Origin of the sequence: Listeria monocytogenes ATCC 19117 (genome assembly GCF_000307025.1) — a bacterium.
Lineage (GTDB): Bacteria > Bacillota > Bacilli > Lactobacillales > Listeriaceae > Listeria > Listeria monocytogenes_B.
On sequence record NC_018584.1, the window covers coordinates 1,524,474 to 1,542,852 of the forward strand.

Annotated in this window: 15 protein-coding genes and 1 other RNA gene; 6 read left to right on the forward strand and 10 right to left on the reverse strand. The window is 38.6% G+C overall.

Annotated features, from left to right (window positions below; all coding sequences use genetic code 11):
• Window positions 1–27: 27 nt before the first annotated feature.
• The 3 genes from alaS to LMOATCC19117_RS07610 form a co-directional block, all read right to left on the reverse strand.
• Entirely contained in the window at window positions 28–2,667 is a 2,640-nt protein-coding gene (alaS, locus tag LMOATCC19117_RS07600; RefSeq protein ID WP_003734327.1) for an alanine--tRNA ligase, read from the reverse strand.
• 307 nt (window positions 2,668–2,974) lie between these two features.
• Entirely contained in the window at window positions 2,975–3,670 is a 696-nt protein-coding gene (locus tag LMOATCC19117_RS07605) for an ABC transporter ATP-binding protein (RefSeq protein ID WP_003725979.1), read from the reverse strand.
• A gap of 8 nt (window positions 3,671–3,678) precedes the next feature.
• A complete protein-coding gene (locus LMOATCC19117_RS07610) occupies window positions 3,679–5,178 on the reverse strand; it encodes an ABC transporter permease (RefSeq protein WP_003734328.1) in 1,500 nt (499 codons plus the stop codon).
• A gap of 166 nt (window positions 5,179–5,344) precedes the next feature.
• Between LMOATCC19117_RS07610 and pieR the strand changes: the two genes are divergently transcribed.
• Both pieR and pieS read left to right on the forward strand, forming a co-directional pair.
• Complete coding sequence (gene pieR / locus LMOATCC19117_RS07615; RefSeq protein ID WP_003725981.1) at window positions 5,345–6,031, forward strand: two component system response regulator PieR; 687 nt, start codon at window positions 5,345–5,347, stop codon at window positions 6,029–6,031.
• Window positions 6,028–7,467 (forward strand): two component system sensor histidine kinase PieS, encoded by a 1,440-nt coding sequence (gene pieS, locus LMOATCC19117_RS07620; RefSeq protein WP_003741021.1) that lies wholly within the window; start codon window positions 6,028–6,030, stop codon window positions 7,465–7,467. Before pieR ends, pieS begins: the two co-directional genes overlap by 4 nt.
• 41 nt (window positions 7,468–7,508) lie before the next feature.
• Here pieS and LMOATCC19117_RS07625 read toward each other — a convergent pair whose 3' ends face one another.
• From LMOATCC19117_RS07625 to LMOATCC19117_RS07650, 7 genes are all read right to left on the reverse strand, one after another.
• The gene (locus LMOATCC19117_RS07625) at window positions 7,509–9,905 is read right to left on the reverse strand and encodes an ATP-dependent RecD-like DNA helicase (RefSeq protein ID WP_003734329.1); all 2,397 of its coding nucleotides are present in this window, start codon (window positions 9,903–9,905) and stop codon (window positions 7,509–7,511) included.
• 27 nt (window positions 9,906–9,932) lie between these two features.
• On the reverse strand, window positions 9,933–10,571 hold the full coding sequence (locus LMOATCC19117_RS07630; RefSeq protein WP_072572675.1) for a tetratricopeptide repeat protein: 639 nt from the start codon (window positions 10,569–10,571) through the stop codon (window positions 9,933–9,935).
• A 40-nt stretch (window positions 10,572–10,611) separates the two neighbouring features.
• Window positions 10,612–11,352, reverse strand: a complete 741-nt coding sequence (locus LMOATCC19117_RS07635) for an alpha/beta hydrolase (protein WP_003727411.1) — start codon at window positions 11,350–11,352, stop codon at window positions 10,612–10,614.
• A gap of 118 nt (window positions 11,353–11,470) precedes the next feature.
• Window positions 11,471–12,586 (reverse strand): tRNA 2-thiouridine(34) synthase MnmA, encoded by a 1,116-nt coding sequence (mnmA, locus tag LMOATCC19117_RS07640; RefSeq protein ID WP_003727410.1) that lies wholly within the window; start codon window positions 12,584–12,586, stop codon window positions 11,471–11,473.
• 18 nt (window positions 12,587–12,604) lie between these two features.
• Complete coding sequence (locus LMOATCC19117_RS07645; RefSeq protein WP_003731166.1) at window positions 12,605–13,753, reverse strand: cysteine desulfurase family protein; 1,149 nt, start codon at window positions 13,751–13,753, stop codon at window positions 12,605–12,607.
• Between the two features lie 114 nt (window positions 13,754–13,867).
• A non-coding RNA gene (ssrS, locus tag LMOATCC19117_RS14810) (6S RNA) lies at window positions 13,868–14,063 on the reverse strand.
• A 70-nt stretch (window positions 14,064–14,133) separates the two neighbouring features.
• A complete protein-coding gene (locus tag LMOATCC19117_RS07650; protein WP_003731165.1) occupies window positions 14,134–15,417 on the reverse strand; it encodes a replication-associated recombination protein A in 1,284 nt (427 codons plus the stop codon).
• Window positions 15,418–15,565: 148 nt separating this feature from the next.
• Here LMOATCC19117_RS07650 and cymR point away from each other — a divergent pair, with 148 nt between their 5' ends.
• From cymR to LMOATCC19117_RS07670, 4 genes are all read left to right on the forward strand, one after another.
• On the forward strand, window positions 15,566–15,988 hold the full coding sequence (gene cymR / locus LMOATCC19117_RS07655) for a cysteine metabolism transcriptional regulator CymR (protein WP_003726726.1): 423 nt from the start codon (window positions 15,566–15,568) through the stop codon (window positions 15,986–15,988).
• A 244-nt stretch (window positions 15,989–16,232) separates the two neighbouring features.
• Window positions 16,233–17,438: an ammonium transporter gene (locus LMOATCC19117_RS07660; protein ID WP_003727405.1), complete on the forward strand. Its 1,206-nt coding sequence runs from the start codon at window positions 16,233–16,235 to the stop codon at window positions 17,436–17,438.
• 13 nt (window positions 17,439–17,451) lie between these two features.
• A complete protein-coding gene (locus LMOATCC19117_RS07665) occupies window positions 17,452–17,817 on the forward strand; it encodes a P-II family nitrogen regulator (protein WP_003723521.1) in 366 nt (121 codons plus the stop codon).
• A 149-nt stretch (window positions 17,818–17,966) separates the two neighbouring features.
• A complete protein-coding gene (locus LMOATCC19117_RS07670) occupies window positions 17,967–18,347 on the forward strand; it encodes a hypothetical protein (protein WP_003727404.1) in 381 nt (126 codons plus the stop codon).
• Window positions 18,348–18,379: the final 32 nt, after the last annotated feature.

An 18,379-nucleotide genomic window follows, 5' to 3' on the forward strand; every position in this document is an offset into this window, starting at 1 on the left:
AAGAAAAATGAGGCACTTTGATGAAATTTATGCTTGTTGTTCTTTTACCCAAGTAGAAACGTAATCAAGGGCTGTTCCTAGTTCTGCTGGATTTTTACCGCCAGCTTGTGCCATATCAGGACGTCCACCACCATTACCGCCGCAACGTGTTGCCACTTCTTTTAATAATTTACCTGCATGGTAACCTGCTTTGATTGCTTCTTCAGAGACTGCGGAGATTAAGTTTACTTTATCGCCTTGAACAGCGCCTAAAACAAGAATGCCTCCAATTTTTTTATCTTTCCAGTTATCCACGAATTGACGTAATTGGTTCATATCTTTTGCATTTACTTGTTTTGCAATCACTTTTACGCCGCCGATTTCTTCTGGTGATTCAAAAATATCCGCGCTTGCTGCACTCGCTAATTTACTTAATAGTGATTCATTCTCGCGTTTCACTTCACGTAAGTCAGCTTGTAATTGTTCTACTTTTTGCGGTGTTTCTTTGGTTGTTGTTTTTAGTAGACTCGCTGCCTGTTTTAATGTGTTTTCTTGTTCTGTTACAAAGCGATAGGCTTCTTTGCCAGTAACAGCTTCGATACGTCTAGTTCCCGCTCCGATACCTGTTTCGGATACGATTTTGAATAGACCAATATCAGCTGTATTACGCACATGGACACCGCCACATAGTTCAATGCTGTATTTGCCTACTTGTACAACTCGTACGATATCGCCGTATTTTTCGCCAAATAGTGCCATAGCGCCAAGTTCTTTTGCTTCTGCTATTGGCATTTCTTCAATCACAACATTGATTTGTTCCCAGATTTTTTCATTCACGATTTCTTCCATTTTCGTTAATTCTTCTTCTGTAATTTGACCAAAATGAGAGAAGTCAAAACGTAAACGATCCGGTGAAACAAGAGATCCAGCTTGGTTAACATGCTCGCCTAATGTGTCTTTGAGTGCGCGGTGTAAAAGGTGTGTCGCTGTATGATTTTTGATTGTTTCGCGACGTTTTACTTTATCAACAGCAAGTTTCACTGTGTCGCCTGTTTTTAATACGCCTTCTTTGACAGAAATACGGTGTAAATTTTGTTTGTTTGGCGCTTTTTGTACATCTTCTACATAAGCAAGACCAGTTTCGCTCTCGATGGTTCCTTTGTCAGCAACTTGTCCGCCGCTTTCTGCATAAAATGGTGTTTCTTTGAAGATGACTTGTGCTTCACTTCCAGCTGCAACTTCCTCCACAAGCGTGTCATCTTGGATTAAATACAAGATTTCTGAAACCTGCTCTGTTGAATTATAGCCAACAAATGCACTTTTTTCGGTTAAATTAGCAAGTAGTTCGCCTTGCACTTGCATCGATTTTACATCAGCACGAGCCGAGCGAGCACGGTCCCGTTGTTCTTTCATTTCTGCTTCGAAGCCAGCGTGATCCACTTTTAAGCCATGGTCTTCTGCATATTCTTCTGTTAATTCTACAGGGAAACCGAATGTATCATATAATTTAAAAATGTCTGCGCCTTTGATAATTTGTTCATTTGTTTCTTTCGCAGTTTTTAGGATTGTTTCCAAAATTGCTAGACCTTCGTTTAATGTTTCGTGGAAACGTTCTTCTTCTGTACGAATGACTTTTTGGATAAAGTCTGTTTGGTTTTCTACTTCTGGATAGAAACTATTCATAATTTTCCCAACTACTGGTACTAATTTGTACATGAATGGTTCGTTGATTGTTAGGACTTTTGCATAACGAACAGCACGGCGAAGTAAACGACGTAAAATATATCCGCGTCCTTCGTTGGATGGTAAAGCGCCGTCACCGATTGCAAATGCTACAGTACGAATATGGTCAGCAATCACTTTAAATGCCACATCATTTTCTTGAGAATGGCCATATTTCACGCCAGAGATTTGTTCAACTTCACGAATAATAGGCATGAATAAATCTGTTTCAAAGTTAGTTGGTGCGTCTTGGATGATGGAAACCATTCGTTCAAGTCCCATCCCTGTATCAATGTTTTGTTTTGGTAGCGGAGTGTAAGTTCCATCTGGATTGTGGTTGAACTGAGAAAATACTAAGTTCCAAATTTCTAAATAACGCTCATTTTCTCCGCCTGGATATAATTCTGGATCACTTGCATCGTCACCGAAAGCAGGTCCACGGTCATAGAAAATTTCGCTGTCTGGGCCACTTGGTCCAATACCGATATCCCAGAAATTATCTTCAATTTCGACGATATGATCATCACTTAAACCAATTTTTTCGCGCCATAACGTTTTCGCTTCTTCATCTTCTGGATACACAGTCACATACAATTTATCTGGATCAAAACCAATCCATTTAGGGCTCGTTAGGAATTCCCAAGCAAAAACAATCGCCCCTTCTTTAAAATAATCACCGATAGAAAAGTTTCCTAGCATTTCAAAGAATGTATGATGACGCGCTGTTTTACCAACGTTTTCAATGTCATTTGTACGGATTGATTTTTGAGCGTTCGCCATTCTTGGATTATCTGGAATAACGGAACCATCAAAGTATTTTTTCATGGTTGCTACACCACTGTTAATCCAAAGAATTGTTGGATCATTATTTGGTACAAGTGGTGCACTAGGTTCGATAGTATGCCCTTTTTCTTTAAAGAAATCTAAAAATAACTGTCTTACTTCAGCGCTTGATAATTGTTTCATTTTTTATTTCCTCCTTTTGGTTTTTACAACAAAAAAAGCCTATATGATTGCTCACAGGGACGATTTCAGTAAAATCGCGGTACCACCCTGTTTGCAATGATATAGACTTTGTATCATTACCTCTTCCGTTATCTGTTAACGTGGATAAGACGGATCATCTAATGGGAGAGCAATTTTGGTGCAAGCGTGGTTTTCCTTCCAGCCATGGGAAAACTCTCTAATCACGTGGAAACCAAAATCATATTCCTATCATGTATCAATTTCTATTCAACAATAAACTAAATTATAAAGAACGGATGGCTAAATGTCAACTGTTTATTAGACTATTCGTTGATTGTTTCTTTTCAACAAAGCTTCCGTTTTTAAGCGTTAGTTTCACATCGGATACTTTTGCGATCTCGGGGTCATGCGTTACCATGATAACGCATTTACCTTCTTTATGCGCTAAATCTTGGAATAAAGTAACTACTTCTTTACTAGTACGTTCATCCAAATTTCCGGTTGGTTCATCCGCTACAATTAATTCCGTTTCACAGCAGAGAGCCCGCGCTATCGAAACCCGTTGTTGTTGTCCACCGCTTAACGTCAATACTTTTTGGCGTGCCATGTCTTCTGTGATACCTACTTTTTCCAGCATACTTAGAGCAAAGGCTTTTTTATCTGGTTGATTGACATGGGTAATTTCCATTGCAGTTGTGACATTTTGTAGTGCGGTCATATAGGTCAACAGATTATAACTTTGGAAAACAATTGATACATATTTATTTCTAAACTGTTGCAAGCCAATACTTTTGAGTGAGCTACCTTTATAGAAAATATCTCCTTCTTTTTGCGTATCAAGACCTCCTGCAAGAGATAAGAAAGTTGTTTTTCCTGAGCCAGAACTGCCGACTACTGTATAAAAAACACCCGCTTCAAAATCATAATTGATGTCACTTAAAATAGATTCTTCTTTCGTTTTATACCAATAAGAAATATTTTCAAACGTTAATACTTTGGTCATATCGTCACCTACTCCTGTTTAGTTAGAATTGTTTTTGGATTCATACGAAGAACGAGTGCAGCTGGTAAAAGGACTGAGATAAAGGCAATTCCGATACCAATTCCGCCCATTTTCAGCATATCTTCTAATGTTACTTGAATGTCTAATTCTTTGATTTGTTCGGTGTTTTTCGTCAAGTTGCTCACGCTCTCACCGAATCCACCTGGACCTCCTTGTCCACCACCTGGACCACGGTTTTCTGTCGAACTTGTTGTTTCAGTAGTAGATGAATTTTGTTGCGCCAATAATTGATTTCCCGCTAATTGTGCTACATAGTGACTACTTGCAGCGGCTAGGCCAAAGGAAACCAGAGCTACAATTAAAATTTCCACAAAGAATTGCGCAATCAATTTGCCACGTTTTTCACCAATTGCCAAAAGTACACCCATTTCATATTTGCGGTCGCGCACTTGCATCATAACAAGTAGACCTAAGATGAGCGCGCCTGCAATGCTGACAATGTAGACAACATTTTTAGAGAAAGATGCGACACTATTAATCGGGCCAATCATTTGTTGATAAAGCGTATCATTGGCATCTAATTTAAATGTATCCCAATCAATGCTATCAACTTTTTTTGCTTCTTTTTCAAAAGCAGAAATATTAGCCGCATCATCCATCGTATAAACAGCTGAGTCTACTGTATTTTTATAATCGGAACCCTTAATTGTATTAGCTACTGTATAAGGAACATATACTTTATTATAAGGATTTAGGAAAGAGAAGTTTTGTGCCAAATCACTTCCAGAATCTGTTGTTTTATAAATACCCACAATCTTTAATGTTACTTTGGTATTGCCATCACTGGATGTGACAGTAAAAGAATCGCCAACTTTCCAATCATTTTCTTCTGCTAAATTTTCTTCTACCATAGCTACATTTTTATCTTTATCAGCGGAAGTAATTGCCACACCACTTGTTAACTCACTAGTTCCTGCTTCAAAATCAGTGCTAGTTGCAGAATCAAGTAAGCCGCTAATGCTTAAATCGGCATCTACCATTTGCGGTCCACCTTGGCCGCCTCCTGGTCCTTGTGTTTCGGTTGTAGTGGATGATTCATCACTCGAAGATGATGTATCACCGGAAGACTCGATTGGATCAAATCCGGATGCTAAAGCTTGTGTACTGGAATAATAATTGTAACTTGCTACATGATTTAACTTTGCCAAATCATTAGCATCACTAACGTCTATCGGACTACTTTGAAATTGCGGCTTGGATTCAGTTGAGCTACTATCACTGCTTGAAGCCTCGTCTCGCATTGTCTGCATTTGTTTTTCTCGATCAACAGTTAGCGTCACTGTACCACCAAGCTGTTCTCGCGCCAACTCACTCGCTTTATCTGCAGCCGATTGAATAGTAAAACCTGATAAAATAAGTACACAGACGACTGTGAATATAATTAGTTGTAAAACAGATCTTCCTTTTCTCGCTTTCATGCTGAGCCATGCTCTCTTAAAAAAATTCATGTGATTTCCTCCATTCGGTTTCTACTCCACTAAGATTACTGGGGAGTTATGAAGAAAGTATGAACAAACTATGATGCATATTTTAAACTTTCGCGAAAAAAATAATTTGGCTTGATTATTGGGTCTAATTAGGCTAGTTTTAATGTAAGAGGAGTGAATACAAATTATGAAATTACTTATGATAGAAGATAATGTAAGTGTTTGTGAAATGATAGAAATGTTCTTTATGAAAGAAGAAATTGATGCTACGTTTGTTCATGACGGCAAGCAGGGTTATGAAGCGTTTTTTAAAGATGAATATGATATTGCAATTATTGACCTAATGCTTCCTAATATGGACGGTATGACCATTTGCCGTAAAATTCGTGAAGTAAGCGATGTACCAATTATTATTTTAACGGCTAAAGAATCAGAATCCGATCAAGTGCTTGGCCTTGAAATGGGTGCGGATGATTATGTAACTAAACCATTTAGCCCACTTACTTTAATGGCGCGAATTAAAGCTGTTACACGCCGCAAAAATAGTGCCACTTCTACAGAAAATAATGAAGATATCCTAGAAACAACTTATTTCAAAATTAGTAAACGGACACGAGAAATTTTTTATCAAGGTGAGCTACTTGACGCACTTACGCCAAAAGAATTCGATTTACTCTATTTTTTGATGCAACATCCACGACAAGTGTTTTCAAGAGAACAATTGCTGGAACAAGTTTGGGGTTATCAGTTCTATGGAGATGAGCGCACAGTGGACGTTCACATCAAACGTTTACGCCAAAAAATCGCCACCGAAACAAAGCCATTTTTGCACACCGTCTGGGGTGTTGGCTACAAATTTGATGAAACGGAATGAAGCGAATGAAATTTAAATATGCTTACCAATTATTTTTCACACAATTTATCATTTTGCTTATTGCTTGTATCATGATTGGGGTGCTTGTCTCTCACTCCTTAAAAGATTATTTTTACCAAAGCCAAGTAGATGACTTAACAAGTTATGGGCAAACGATTTCTAGGGATATTCGCTATTCGCCACAAGATGCAACGATGCAAGTTTTGAATACGTATCAGCGAATTTTAGATGTGAAAAAAATTCATTATACAATCAAAAACGCCAACGATGAAACCATTTATCCAACACAGATGAATCAGCCGTTACCAAAGGATTTCTCTATTTCTTCGGATGATAAGAAAAAGCTTGAAAGTGGCGAAACAGTTAGTAAGAAAATAGATAATCGCTTTAATAAAGAAATGACAATTGTGTACGTCCCAATAATGAATGGCGACAAATTTGTCGGTTCTATCGTGCTCAATTCACCTATTAGCGGTACGGAGCAAGTAATTGGTACGATTAACCGCTATATGTTCTACACTATTTTACTTTCTATAACGGTAGCACTTATTCTTAGCGCAATCTTGTCCAAACTACAAGTAAATCGAATCAACAAACTACGAGCAGCGACAAAAGACGTTATTCAAGGCAATTACAAAGCTCGATTGAAGGAAAATAATTTTGATGAAATTGGTGCACTTGCCATTGATTTCAATAAAATGACACAAACCCTTGAAACATCTCAAGAAGAAATAGAACGACAAGAGAAGCGGAGACGCCAGTTTATTGCTGATGTTTCTCATGAAATGCGTACCCCGCTCACAACGATTAGTGGCCTCACGGAAGGTTTAGTAAATGATATTATTCCAAAAAGTGAAACAGATCGTTGCATAGCACTCATTGATACAGAAGCTAGACGTTTAACGAAACTAGTCAATGAAAATTTAGATTATGAAAAAATCCGCAGTAACAAAATTAAACTTCAAAAAACACGTTTTAATGGTAAGGAATTCCTTGAGTTAATCAAAGAACAACTTGATTATGTATCAAGCGAAAAAGGTAACACTATTACTGTTTCTATCGATAAAGACATGGCGATTTACGCAGATTACGATCGTTTAACACAAGTATTTATCAATATCGTCAAAAATAGTGTCCAATTTACTGAAAATGGTCAGATTACTCTAACTGGCACACAAGATTATAAAGAATCTGTTTTAACGATAACAGATACTGGGATTGGTATGAATACAGAGGAATTAGAACAAATTTGGGAAAGGTTTTATAAAGCAGATATGTCTCGAACAAATACCGCTTTTGGCGAATCTGGTATTGGCTTATCCATTGTGAAGCAGTTAATTGAATATCACGATGGATCAATTACAGTGACTAGTGAACCAAATAAAGGTACTTCATTTACTATTCGCCTTCCTTTTTTCCAAGATAACGAACAATAAAAAAAGAACCACTTTCTATTTTTTTAGAGAGTGGTTCTTTTTTATCCTGCCATAAATTGTTCTGGAGTAATCCCTTCCATTCCAATCATCGGATCAATTTCCGTAATATTTTCAGCTGTGAGAATTCGTTTATTTGTCATTTGTTCTAATAAAACATCTTCGCTCATTAAACGTTCAGAGAGTGTTGTATTACGTTTATTTTCATCAATTCGTTCTATCCCCATTCGAAAAGCTTCTTCTTCCCCGCAAAGAATGAGAAATTGTTTACTTCGCGTTACTCCGGTGTATAATAAATCGCGCCGTAACATCCGGTAGTAACTGCGGACAATCGGCATAATCACAATCGGAAATTCACTTCCCTGCGCTTTATGGATCGAACAACAATAAGCATGGGTCAATTGATTAAATTCTTGCCTATAGTAAGAAACCTCTGTTTGGTCAAATTGAACGACAATCAGATCTTGTTTTTCGGTATTTTCTTTGGCGTATATAATAGACACAATTTCACCAATATCACCGTTAAACACATTTTTCTCTGGTTGATTAATCAATTGCAGTACTTTGTCATGCACGCGATACTTTATGTCACCAAATTGAACTTCTTTACGACGCCCTGTATCATTTGGATTGAAAATTTCTTGTAGTTTTTTATTTAAAATATCAATGCCTGCAGGACCACGATACATTGGTGCTAAAACTTGGATGTCTTTTGCTCGAAATCCTTTGTTTTTTGCATTTTTTACCACTTGTTCGACTACATCACCAATTTGATTTACCGTGCAATGAAAAAAGGAGCGATCGGCGCTATTTTTGGTGAAATCAGCTGGCAACATGCCTTCTTTTATATAATGCGCCATTTCGATAATGGAAGAACCATCCTTTTGGCGGTAAATATCTGAAAGAGCTACAGTTGGAATTTGTTCAGATTGCAGAATATCTTTGAGTACTTGACCAGGTCCGACTGAAGGCAACTGATCTTGGTCGCCAACAAGTACCACTTGCATGTGCGCTGGTAAAGCACGGAATAATTGATTAGCAAGCCAAATATCTACCATTGACATCTCATCCACTATCAACAGTCGTCCATCAATCAGTCTTTCTGCATCATCATCCATTTGTTCTTGACCATTCATTCCAAGTAAACGGTGAATGGTCATCGCAGGAAGCCCTGTTGACTCAGACATCCGTTTAGCGGCACGGCCAGTTGGAGCAGCAAGAAGAACGGGGAAAGTCGCTCCATCTTTGTAAGCATGGGGATCAAGGCTCACACCATTTAGTTCCGCATAAAGCTCCACTATCCCTTTAATGACTGTTGTTTTCCCTGTCCCGGGACCACCAGTAAGTACGAGCATCGGAGACATTAAAGCTTGTTCTAAAGCCTGTCGCTGCGAATCTCCGTAGTGAACGCCAATCCGTTCTTCTAATTCTCCTAGAGCTAGCAGAAATTCGGATTGCGGAAATTGTTCTTGGTATTCTGTTTGTTTAAGCATTCGCTTCACGTGATATGCAAAGCCGCTCTCTGAATAATAGAGTGATGGCATGTAAACACGTGTATTTTCCGTAATAATCTTTTGTTCCTCAGCTAATTTTTCTACTTGAGCCACTAAAATATTTTGGTCAATACGAATGCCTTCGCTTTCTTCCAGTAAATAAGTTACTTCTCCGAGCAGAACCTCTTGCTCCATATATACATGACCTTGTTGCATACAAACCGAATCTAACATAAATAAAATCCCAGCACGAAGCCGTTCTGGATGATTCCCGCCAAGACCGAGTTTCCGTCCAAGCTCATCGGCACGCTGAAAACCTATCCCTTTTACGTCCTCAATCAATTTATAAGGATTATTCTCTAACACTTCAATCGCATTTTGTTTATAGGCCTGGAAAATTTTCATGGATAATTGCGGGCCAAAGCCATATTCGTTTAAACCGACCATCACATGCTCCAACCCTTGATTTTCTCTAAGGGAAGCAAGCAAACTTTCTGCCGCGCCAGATGGCAACTTAGGTACTGTATTTAGCAAGCTCGGATCGGATAAAATTTTTGTGATAGCATCGTCGCCAATCTTATCCACAATATTTTCAGCAGTGACTTTACCAATGCCTTTAAAAAGTTCACCGGATAGATAATTAATTAAGCCCGCTCGTGATTGTGGCATTTCCTTACGAAATCGGTCTGCTTTAAACTGTTGACCAAATTTAGCATGTTCCTGCATTTTCCCGTAGAAAGTGTATACTTCTTGCTCGTGAAGCGCTGGGAAAAAACCGGTTACGATAATATCTTTTTCGTCCCAATCCGCATTGGTTTCTTTGACCAATATTCGTACAACAGAAAAGAGGTTTTCGGCATTGTAAAAAATGGTGGACAACATCGTGCCCTTCATGAAAAGTTCTTCTGGTGTATCGTTAAATAGAGCGAGTGATTCTTGTTCAGCCATCCTAAGCCGCCTCCTTTCTAATTCGTTTTACTCTACTTCGTTCTCTAAATCTTGAATTGCATTTAAGGCGTTTTCAGCCAATTCATGTGAAGCACCTGTAGCAATCGCTCGTTCAAAATAGTTTTTAGCAAGAACGATATCTCCTTGCCACGCCAGATAAGCTGCACCAATATTGTAAAGTGCATCTGGATCTTCAGGCTTAACAAGTAAAACGCGTTCTAACATATTAATCGCATCTTCATAAAAACCACTGCGAGCAAGCACAATCCCATATTGGAATAACGCTTCGCCGTCTTCTGGGTTTAATTCGACACTTCTAAGTAAATATGGCATCGCAAGTGTTAGCTCCTCCATTTGAACAAAACTCATTCCTAACATGAAAAATAAATCGCCGTTTTCCATTCCTTGTTTTGTGGCATTTTGGAAGCTATCTGCCGCTTCTTGATAACGCTCTAATTCATAATATAAATTTCCTAAGCTATAGTAAGCAGCTGGAACTGTGTCATCTAGCTCTAGTGCTCTTTTGAAAAATAATTCCGCACGTTCAAAATCATCCATTGAAAGTAAAACATTTCCAAAATTAATATAACCAACTGGATCACTTGGATGTTCTTCAATTACTTCTGTAAATAACTTGACTGCTTCTTCTAAATTTCCTTCTTGCATTTGTTTAATACCTAATTGATTTTTATCCATGTTATCCCTCTTATCTTTCCTGATTTTTTACAGATGTATTAAGCCACGTAATGAGCGCATTCGCTACTTGATCAGTTTGTTCTGGTCCACTAATCGTTGCTTTTCCGTCCCCATGTTGTTCGCCATATGAACCGAACTGCGCATGATTTCCACCTTTAATAGAGACAAAAGTAGTATCTTTAGGTAAGTATTTTTTATTTTTATTATAAGAATCTTGGTTTAACACTTCATCCTTAGTCGCTGTGATAGAAAGCGCTGGAAAAGAAGCATTTTTTAAGGAACCTTTCTTATCTGGGTAACTAGCTAAGAAAAACGCGCCTTCTATTTCGCTTTCGTTATCATGTGCAAATCTAGAAGACATCACGCCACCAAGCGAGTGTCCACCAATGACAAATTTTTCATCCGGAGCCTCATCAATAATATCAGCAGCTCGATTTTTACCAAATACAGCTAAATTAAGGGGCATTTCAACGATGTACGTTTTGTAACCGCTCGAAGCTAGTTTGTTTGCAAGAGGTGCATAACTTAACGCATCAACAAAAGCACCTGGATATAAAATAACACTCATATCTGCATCCAATTTACGTGGAGTAAAAACAAGGATGTCATTTTCTTCAAGCACATCCACCGCTTTAGTTGAATTTGCAGCATTTTCTGCAGTTGTAGACGGTTCTGAGTTGAAATAAAAATATCCCCAAATAAGAAGACAAAATAAAACAATCGCACTCCCAAAAATCGCTATCTTTTTCATAAAGGACCTCTTTTCCCTGTTTCGTATAATATTTTACCATAAAATCTGTTTAAAAAAACGCATTTAAACAAGAAAAAAACCGGAGTCTCGTAGAAAACAAGATTCTCCGGTTCCAATTTTAGCCTACATAATCTAACTTCGCGCCGTTTTTCCAAACCGTATCGATTGTTCCACCACCAAGGCAAATGTCCCCGTCGTAAAATACAACCGCTTGACCTGGTGTGATTGCTCGAACTGGATCAGCGAAAACTACTTCTGCTGTCCCATCTTCGCGCAAGTGCACGGTTACTTTCGTATCAGTTTGACGATAGCGGAATTTGGCAGTACATTCGATTGTTTTCGGTTTTTCTGCATTCGTTGTGAAAGAAATATCTGTCGCAATTAACGAATCTGAATATAGTGTTTCATGATGGAAACCTTGTTCCACAAACAATACATTTTCTTTTAAGTCTTTACCAACAACAAACCAAGGTTCACCGTCTCCCCCAATACCTAAACCATGGCGTTGACCGATCGTGTAATACATCAAGCCGTCATGTTTCCCTAACACTTCACCGTTCAGTGTTCTCATTTCACCAGGTTGCGCCGGAAGATATTCACTTAAAAATTGCTTAAAGTTTCTTTCGCCAATGAAACAAATCCCAGTGCTATCTTTTTTGTTTGCAGTAGCAAGTCCGGCTTTTTTCGCAATTTCGCGCACTTCTGTTTTTTCCATGCCACCAAGGGGAAACATCACTTTTTTCAGTTGATCTTGTGAAAGTTGGTTTAAAAAGTACGTTTGATCTTTATTATTATCGACACCTCGAAGTAATTCAATTTCATCGCCGACTTTTTTCACTTGTGCGTAGTGACCAGTTGCCACATAGTCCGCACCAAGACTTTCCGCATGTTCTAAAAATGCCTTAAATTTAATTTCTTTATTACACATAACGTCTGGGTTTGGCGTGCGACCGAGCTTGTATTCATCTAAAAAATACGTAAACACTTTATCCCAATACTCTTTTTCAAAATTGACCGCATAATAAGGAATACCGATTTGATTGGCTACGCGAATCACATCATCATAATCCTCCGTTGCTGTACAAACGCCAAATTCGTCCGTATCATCCCAATTTTTCATAAAGATGCCAATAACATCATAACCTTGTTCTTTTAATATATGAGCAGTGACTGATGAATCTACTCCGCCTGACATGCCGACAACTACACGAATGTCACTATTATTTGTACTCAAAGTTCGCTCCTCACCTTCTTATATTTTCATTAAACGCGTTACTACTTCACTAATTTTCGTAGCCGCCATTTCCACTTCTTCTAAATGGTTTCCTAGTCCAAAACTAATCCGAACGGTCTCTTGAATCGCTGGGTGATTTTCACCAAAAAGAGCTACTAATACATGCGATGGATCTACTGTTCCCGCCGTACAAGCCGAACCACTAGAAACTGCAATTCCGTCCATATCTAAATTCATTAATAATTGTTCAATCGAAACTCCTGGAAAACGCACACTAAATACATGTGGCAAGGTATTGGCTTCTAATCCATTCACTTCAAAATCAAGATCTGCCGAACGCCAAATTTCTGCCATTCGTTTTTTGAAGGAAATATATTCCTCATTTTTTAGCTCTCGTTCATTCATCATGATAGAAGAAGCAGCACTAAAACCACAGATTCCCGCTAGATTCTCCGTTCCAGCGCGACGTTTTCGTTCTTGTTCTCCGCCGTGCATTTGGTAGATAAGCCGTGTGCCATTTTTGACGTATAAAAAACCTACGCCACGTGGTCCATTTATTTTATGAGAAGAAGTAGTTAATAAATCAACCCCTAGCTCCGTTACATTTATATTTAATAGCCCATAAGCTTGTACTGCATCTGTATGAAAAATTGCTTGATGATTGCGCAACACTGCACCAATCTCCGCAATCGGTTGAATCGTGCCTATCTCATTATTTCCATACATAATAGAAACTAGAATTGTATCTGGACGCAAGGCCTCTTGTAAACTCTCTATAGATACTATTCCATGCTCATCTACTGGCAAATAGGTAACTTCAAATCCTTGCGTTTCAAGGTATTCACATGTTTTTAAGACAGCGTGATGCTCAATTTGAGAAGTAATAATATGTTTACCACTTTCTTGCTGTGCTAAAGCTGCTCCAATAATCGCCAAGTTATCGCCTTCTGTTCCACCACTTGTAAAAATTATTTCTTTTTCTATAGCATGGATACTATCTGCAATTGTATGACGAGCTTCATCCAAAGCTTTTCTTGCCTCTCGTCCAGCGTAATGGATACTGGAAGGATTGCCGTACGTATTTGTAATTGCGCCAAGCATTGTTTGGATAACTTCTGGATGAATTGGACTTGTCGCAGCATGGTCTAAGTAAATTCTATTTTCCATTTTTTATCGCGTCCTTTTTTGTAGACGAATTCCTGTTCGCCGTTAATCGTTTCTTATTGTAACAGCAATACTCCTGTAAAGTAAAGAGGAATAACTCCTATTTACACGCAAAAAAGAAACCCCAATCGTACCGTTTAGGATTCCCTTCCTTTGAACCCGCTATCAATTAAAGCAGGTGGGTGCTCTGTCTAACGGTTTGCACTTCCTCGTGTGAAGGCATGTGCGCCGCGCCGGAACTCCAAGCTCCCTAGGTATAAAAAATTGTTCGGTTCAAAAATATTAGGAACTATATCGAATACATTAGGGTTTCTTTTCTTCATTTAGAATACCATAGAAAAGACGAAATTTCAATGTTAGCGACTTTTCATTTGGCACTTTTTTTATTCTTTTTTTGCTTTATTTTCGTTAATTTTTTGATACACACCAGCAATTGTCTGCTCAAATTTAGAAGTGAATTTCGGCGCATAATACAATTTGTTTTTAAGACGATCTGGTAAATATTGTTGTTCCACCCAAGCGTTATCATAATTATGTGGATATTTATAATCAATCGCTCGTCCAAGTTTTTCTGCACCAGAATAATGTCCATCTCGCAAATGATCTGGCACTTCTCCACTTTTTCCTTGGCGAATATCTGCTAGTGCCGCATCAATCGCCATAATAGCAGAATTGGATTTAGGCGAAAGGCAAAGCTCGATGACAGCATTGGCGAGCGGAATTCTCGCTTCAGGAAACCCGACTTTTTCTGCGGTTTGAATGGCTGCGAGTGTATGCGCCCCGGCCTGTGGACTCGCAAGACCAATATCCTCATATGCCATAACGAGCATTCTCCGGCTAATACTGACTAAATCTCCCGCCTCAATTAAACGTCCCATATAATGGAGTGCCGCATTCACATCGCTACCACGAACCGATTTTTGAAAAGCACTTAATACATCATAATGGGCATCGCCGTCTTTGTCATGGGCTAAACTTTTCTTTTGTAAACACTCCTCTGCCACATCGAGCGTAATATGAATCACACCATCCTCATTTGGTTCAGAAGAAATGACAGCTAACTCTAAGGCATTCAGCGCACTTCGCACATCGCCGTTACTCGCCGTTGCAAAATGTTTTTTCGCAACCTCATCTATTTCTACATCATAATTCCCAAGCCCGCGTTCTTTATCTGAAAGCGCCCGGTCCATTGTTATCATAATATCTTCTACCGTTAGAGGTTTTAACTCGAAAATTTGCGTTCGGCTTCGAATAGCCGGATTAATCGCGATATAAGGATTACTTGTCGTTGCACCTATTAAGATAATCGCGCCACTTTCAAGTAATGGTAATAAAAAATCTTGTTTCGCTTTATCCAACCGATGTACTTCATCTAAAAGAAGAATAACCGTGCCGCTCATTTTCGCCTCGGCTGCTACAACTTCCATATCTTTTTTATTATTGGTAACTGCATTTAATGTACGGAATGCATATTTTGTACTTCCAGCAATCGCACTTGCAATCGAGGTTTTTCCAATTCCGGGCGGCCCGTATAATATCATAGAAGATAATTGTTTTGCTTTGACCATCCGATAAATAATTTTATCTTTACCGACTAAATGCGTTTGTCCCACGATTTCATCTAGTGCTTTCGGGCGCATCCGGTAAGCTAAAGGTTGAATTGCCATATAACCGCTCCTTCTTATTTGCTTGTTTACTATTATAACATAAGAACATCTGTGCGTTCACCCACTTGTTTCCTTTGCCTTCTTTCTGTAATTCCGATATAATAGATGCGGTATAAGCGGTTTTGAAATTACTGGAGGTTAAATAAAAATGAAGATTACAACAAAAGGTCGCTATGGCCTAACAATAACACTTGAACTCGCAAAAAGAATTGGTGATGGCCCAATTTCTCTTCGTAGTATCGCCCAAGATAAAAATTTATCGGAACATTATTTAGAGCAGTTAATCGGTCCCCTTCGTAATGCAGGAATTGTTAAAAGTATCCGCGGGGCTCATGGTGGCTACGTTTTGAACGGCGATCCTGAAAAAATTACTGCAGGTGACATCATCCGCACACTGGAAGGCCCGATTGTACTTGTCGAAAGTATGGAAGATGAAGAAGCTGCTCAGCGTGAATTATGGACACGAATGCGCAATGCTGTCCGTGACGTGTTAGATCAAACAACACTTGCTGACTTATTAAAACATTCTACGGATGCTGAACTATCGGATGGTTACATGTTTTATATTTAATGAAAAAAGCCTATTTTCGAATAGGCTTTTTATCTGCCATCGAAACGGAAAATACAGTCTATTATTATCTGATTATTCCGAAATAAACATCAAAAGCAAACAATTGAAACCGTTTTATGTTAGATAATCTAACCAAATTTATTGAATTGATAAAATATTCTTGCCTTTATTAAAATATAGTGTATTATAAACGCATAAATAATATATTACATGTTAGTTTATCTAACAAAAAGGAGAGTTGAGTATGGAATCAGTATTTATGTTCTTTTGTACTTTATTGGTTTGGTTAATGACACCAGGTATTGCATTATTTTACGGTGGGATGGTTCGACGCAAAAATGTGTTGAGTACGGCCATGTATAGTTTTAGTTCAATGGCAATTATATCTATCCTTTGGGTGATAGTTGGGTATTCATTAGCTTTCGCCCCTGGAAACGGCTTTATAGGAAGTTTTGACTGGACCTTCCTCCATAATGTTGGCTTCGCAGCAAACGATACTTACTCAGATGCTATTCCACATATTCTATTCATGATGTTTCAAATGACTTTCGCAATTTTGACTGTAGCTATCATTTCTGGGGCATTTGCAGAAAGAATGAATTTCTCCGCTTATTTGATTTTCATTATCTTATGGTCGTTACTTGTTTATTCCCCTGTTGCTCACTGGGTTTGGGGTGACGGTGGTTGGTTACGTAATCTCGGCGCACTTGATTTCGCCGGTGGGAATGTCGTTCATATTAGTTCAGGTGTAACAGGGTTAGTTCTTGCAATTATGATTGGACGTAGAAAAGAAGCCGATTCTGCTTCACCTCATAATTTACCTTTAGCGCTTATTGGTGGTATTCTAGTTTGGTTTGGTTGGTATGGTTTTAATGTTGGTAGCGCCCTTACAATTGATAATGTGGCTATGATAGCTTTTGTTAATACGAATACAGCTGCTGCTGCAGGTATTATCGGTTGGGGTTTGGTTGAATGGTTGACGAATAAAAAGCCAACTATGCTTGGAACCATTTCCGGAGCAATTGCTGGTTTAGTATCCATTACCCCTGCCGCTGGATTTGTTACCGTTCCAAGTTCACTTATCATTGGTTTCCTCGGCGGAGCACTATGCTTCTGGGCTGTGTTCTGGTTGAAAGGAAAAGTAAAATATGATGATGCACTTGATGCATTCGGACTTCATGGAATCGGAGGTATTTGGGGTGGTATCGCAACCGGCCTTTTCGCCACAACAAAAGTAAATGAAGCTGGAGCAGACGGATTATTCTACGGCAATGCTTCTCTCGTAGTAAAACAATTAATCGCCATTGGTTCAACGGTAGCATATGTGGCTATAGCGACAGCAATAATCGTCGTAATTATCAAACTATTTTTACCAATCCGTGTAAACGAAGAACAAGAATATAAAGGACTTGATTTGACGCTGCACGGCGAAAAAGCATATCAAGAATAAAGGAGGCAACAATATGTCTGGATTAACAAAAATTGAAATCATTACTCGCCCAAACCGCTTTCACTTGTTTCAAAAAGAACTTGCGAAAATCGGCGTGAGCGGCTTAACTGTCACAAAAGCACTCGGTACAGGGTTAGAAAAAGGATTTATCGAACTTTATCGCGGTACAAAAAAAGAAAGCAATATTCACGAGCGAATGAAAATTGAAATCGTTGTTTCCACTGTCCCGGTTGAGGATGTACTTCGTGTCGTTAAAGAAACGCTACGTACTGGCGAACCCGGCGACGGAAAAGTATTTATTTACCCACTTGCAGAAGTCGTTAAAATCAGCACTGGCGAAACCGGAATCGACGCATTACAAGATAAACCATCAAAATGAATAGTTAAAATGGTGAATTAATTAAAAATGGGGCCTCTATTCTAAAAAATCAATGAGAAATGGCGTTTACCCCTTCCGCTTCTTAGCTTTTACACTTATAATGAAAAAGGAAGAACGTTTAGAACAGATAAGGAGGCGCGAAATTCCCTATGCGTAAAATCCCCATTTTCACCGTTCTAGTAGCTATCCTGCTTTTTGGCGGTTATTATCTTTATCAACACGCTTCGTCAAAAGTAGACGTTACCTTTAATTTCGTGGTGGACCAAAAATCAAAAAACAATACCATCACTGGCAAAATTGATGGCGCTGGAAACAAATCAATTACACTACCACTTTCTGAAGAGAGTTGGGATGCAGTAAAAAAAGGGAATCGCTACAATGTGGAAGCCACTTTTTATAATAAAAATAAAATCAGCTCCAGTGAAGCGAAAGAATTGGACGGCCCATTCTGGTCCAATGATTCCAATCGAGGGTTATTAGTTAATAAAGTACACGTTGAAAACATTCAAGAATTAAGTGATGATTTTTAAAACGAAAAGAAGGTGAGCATTTGCGCTCACCT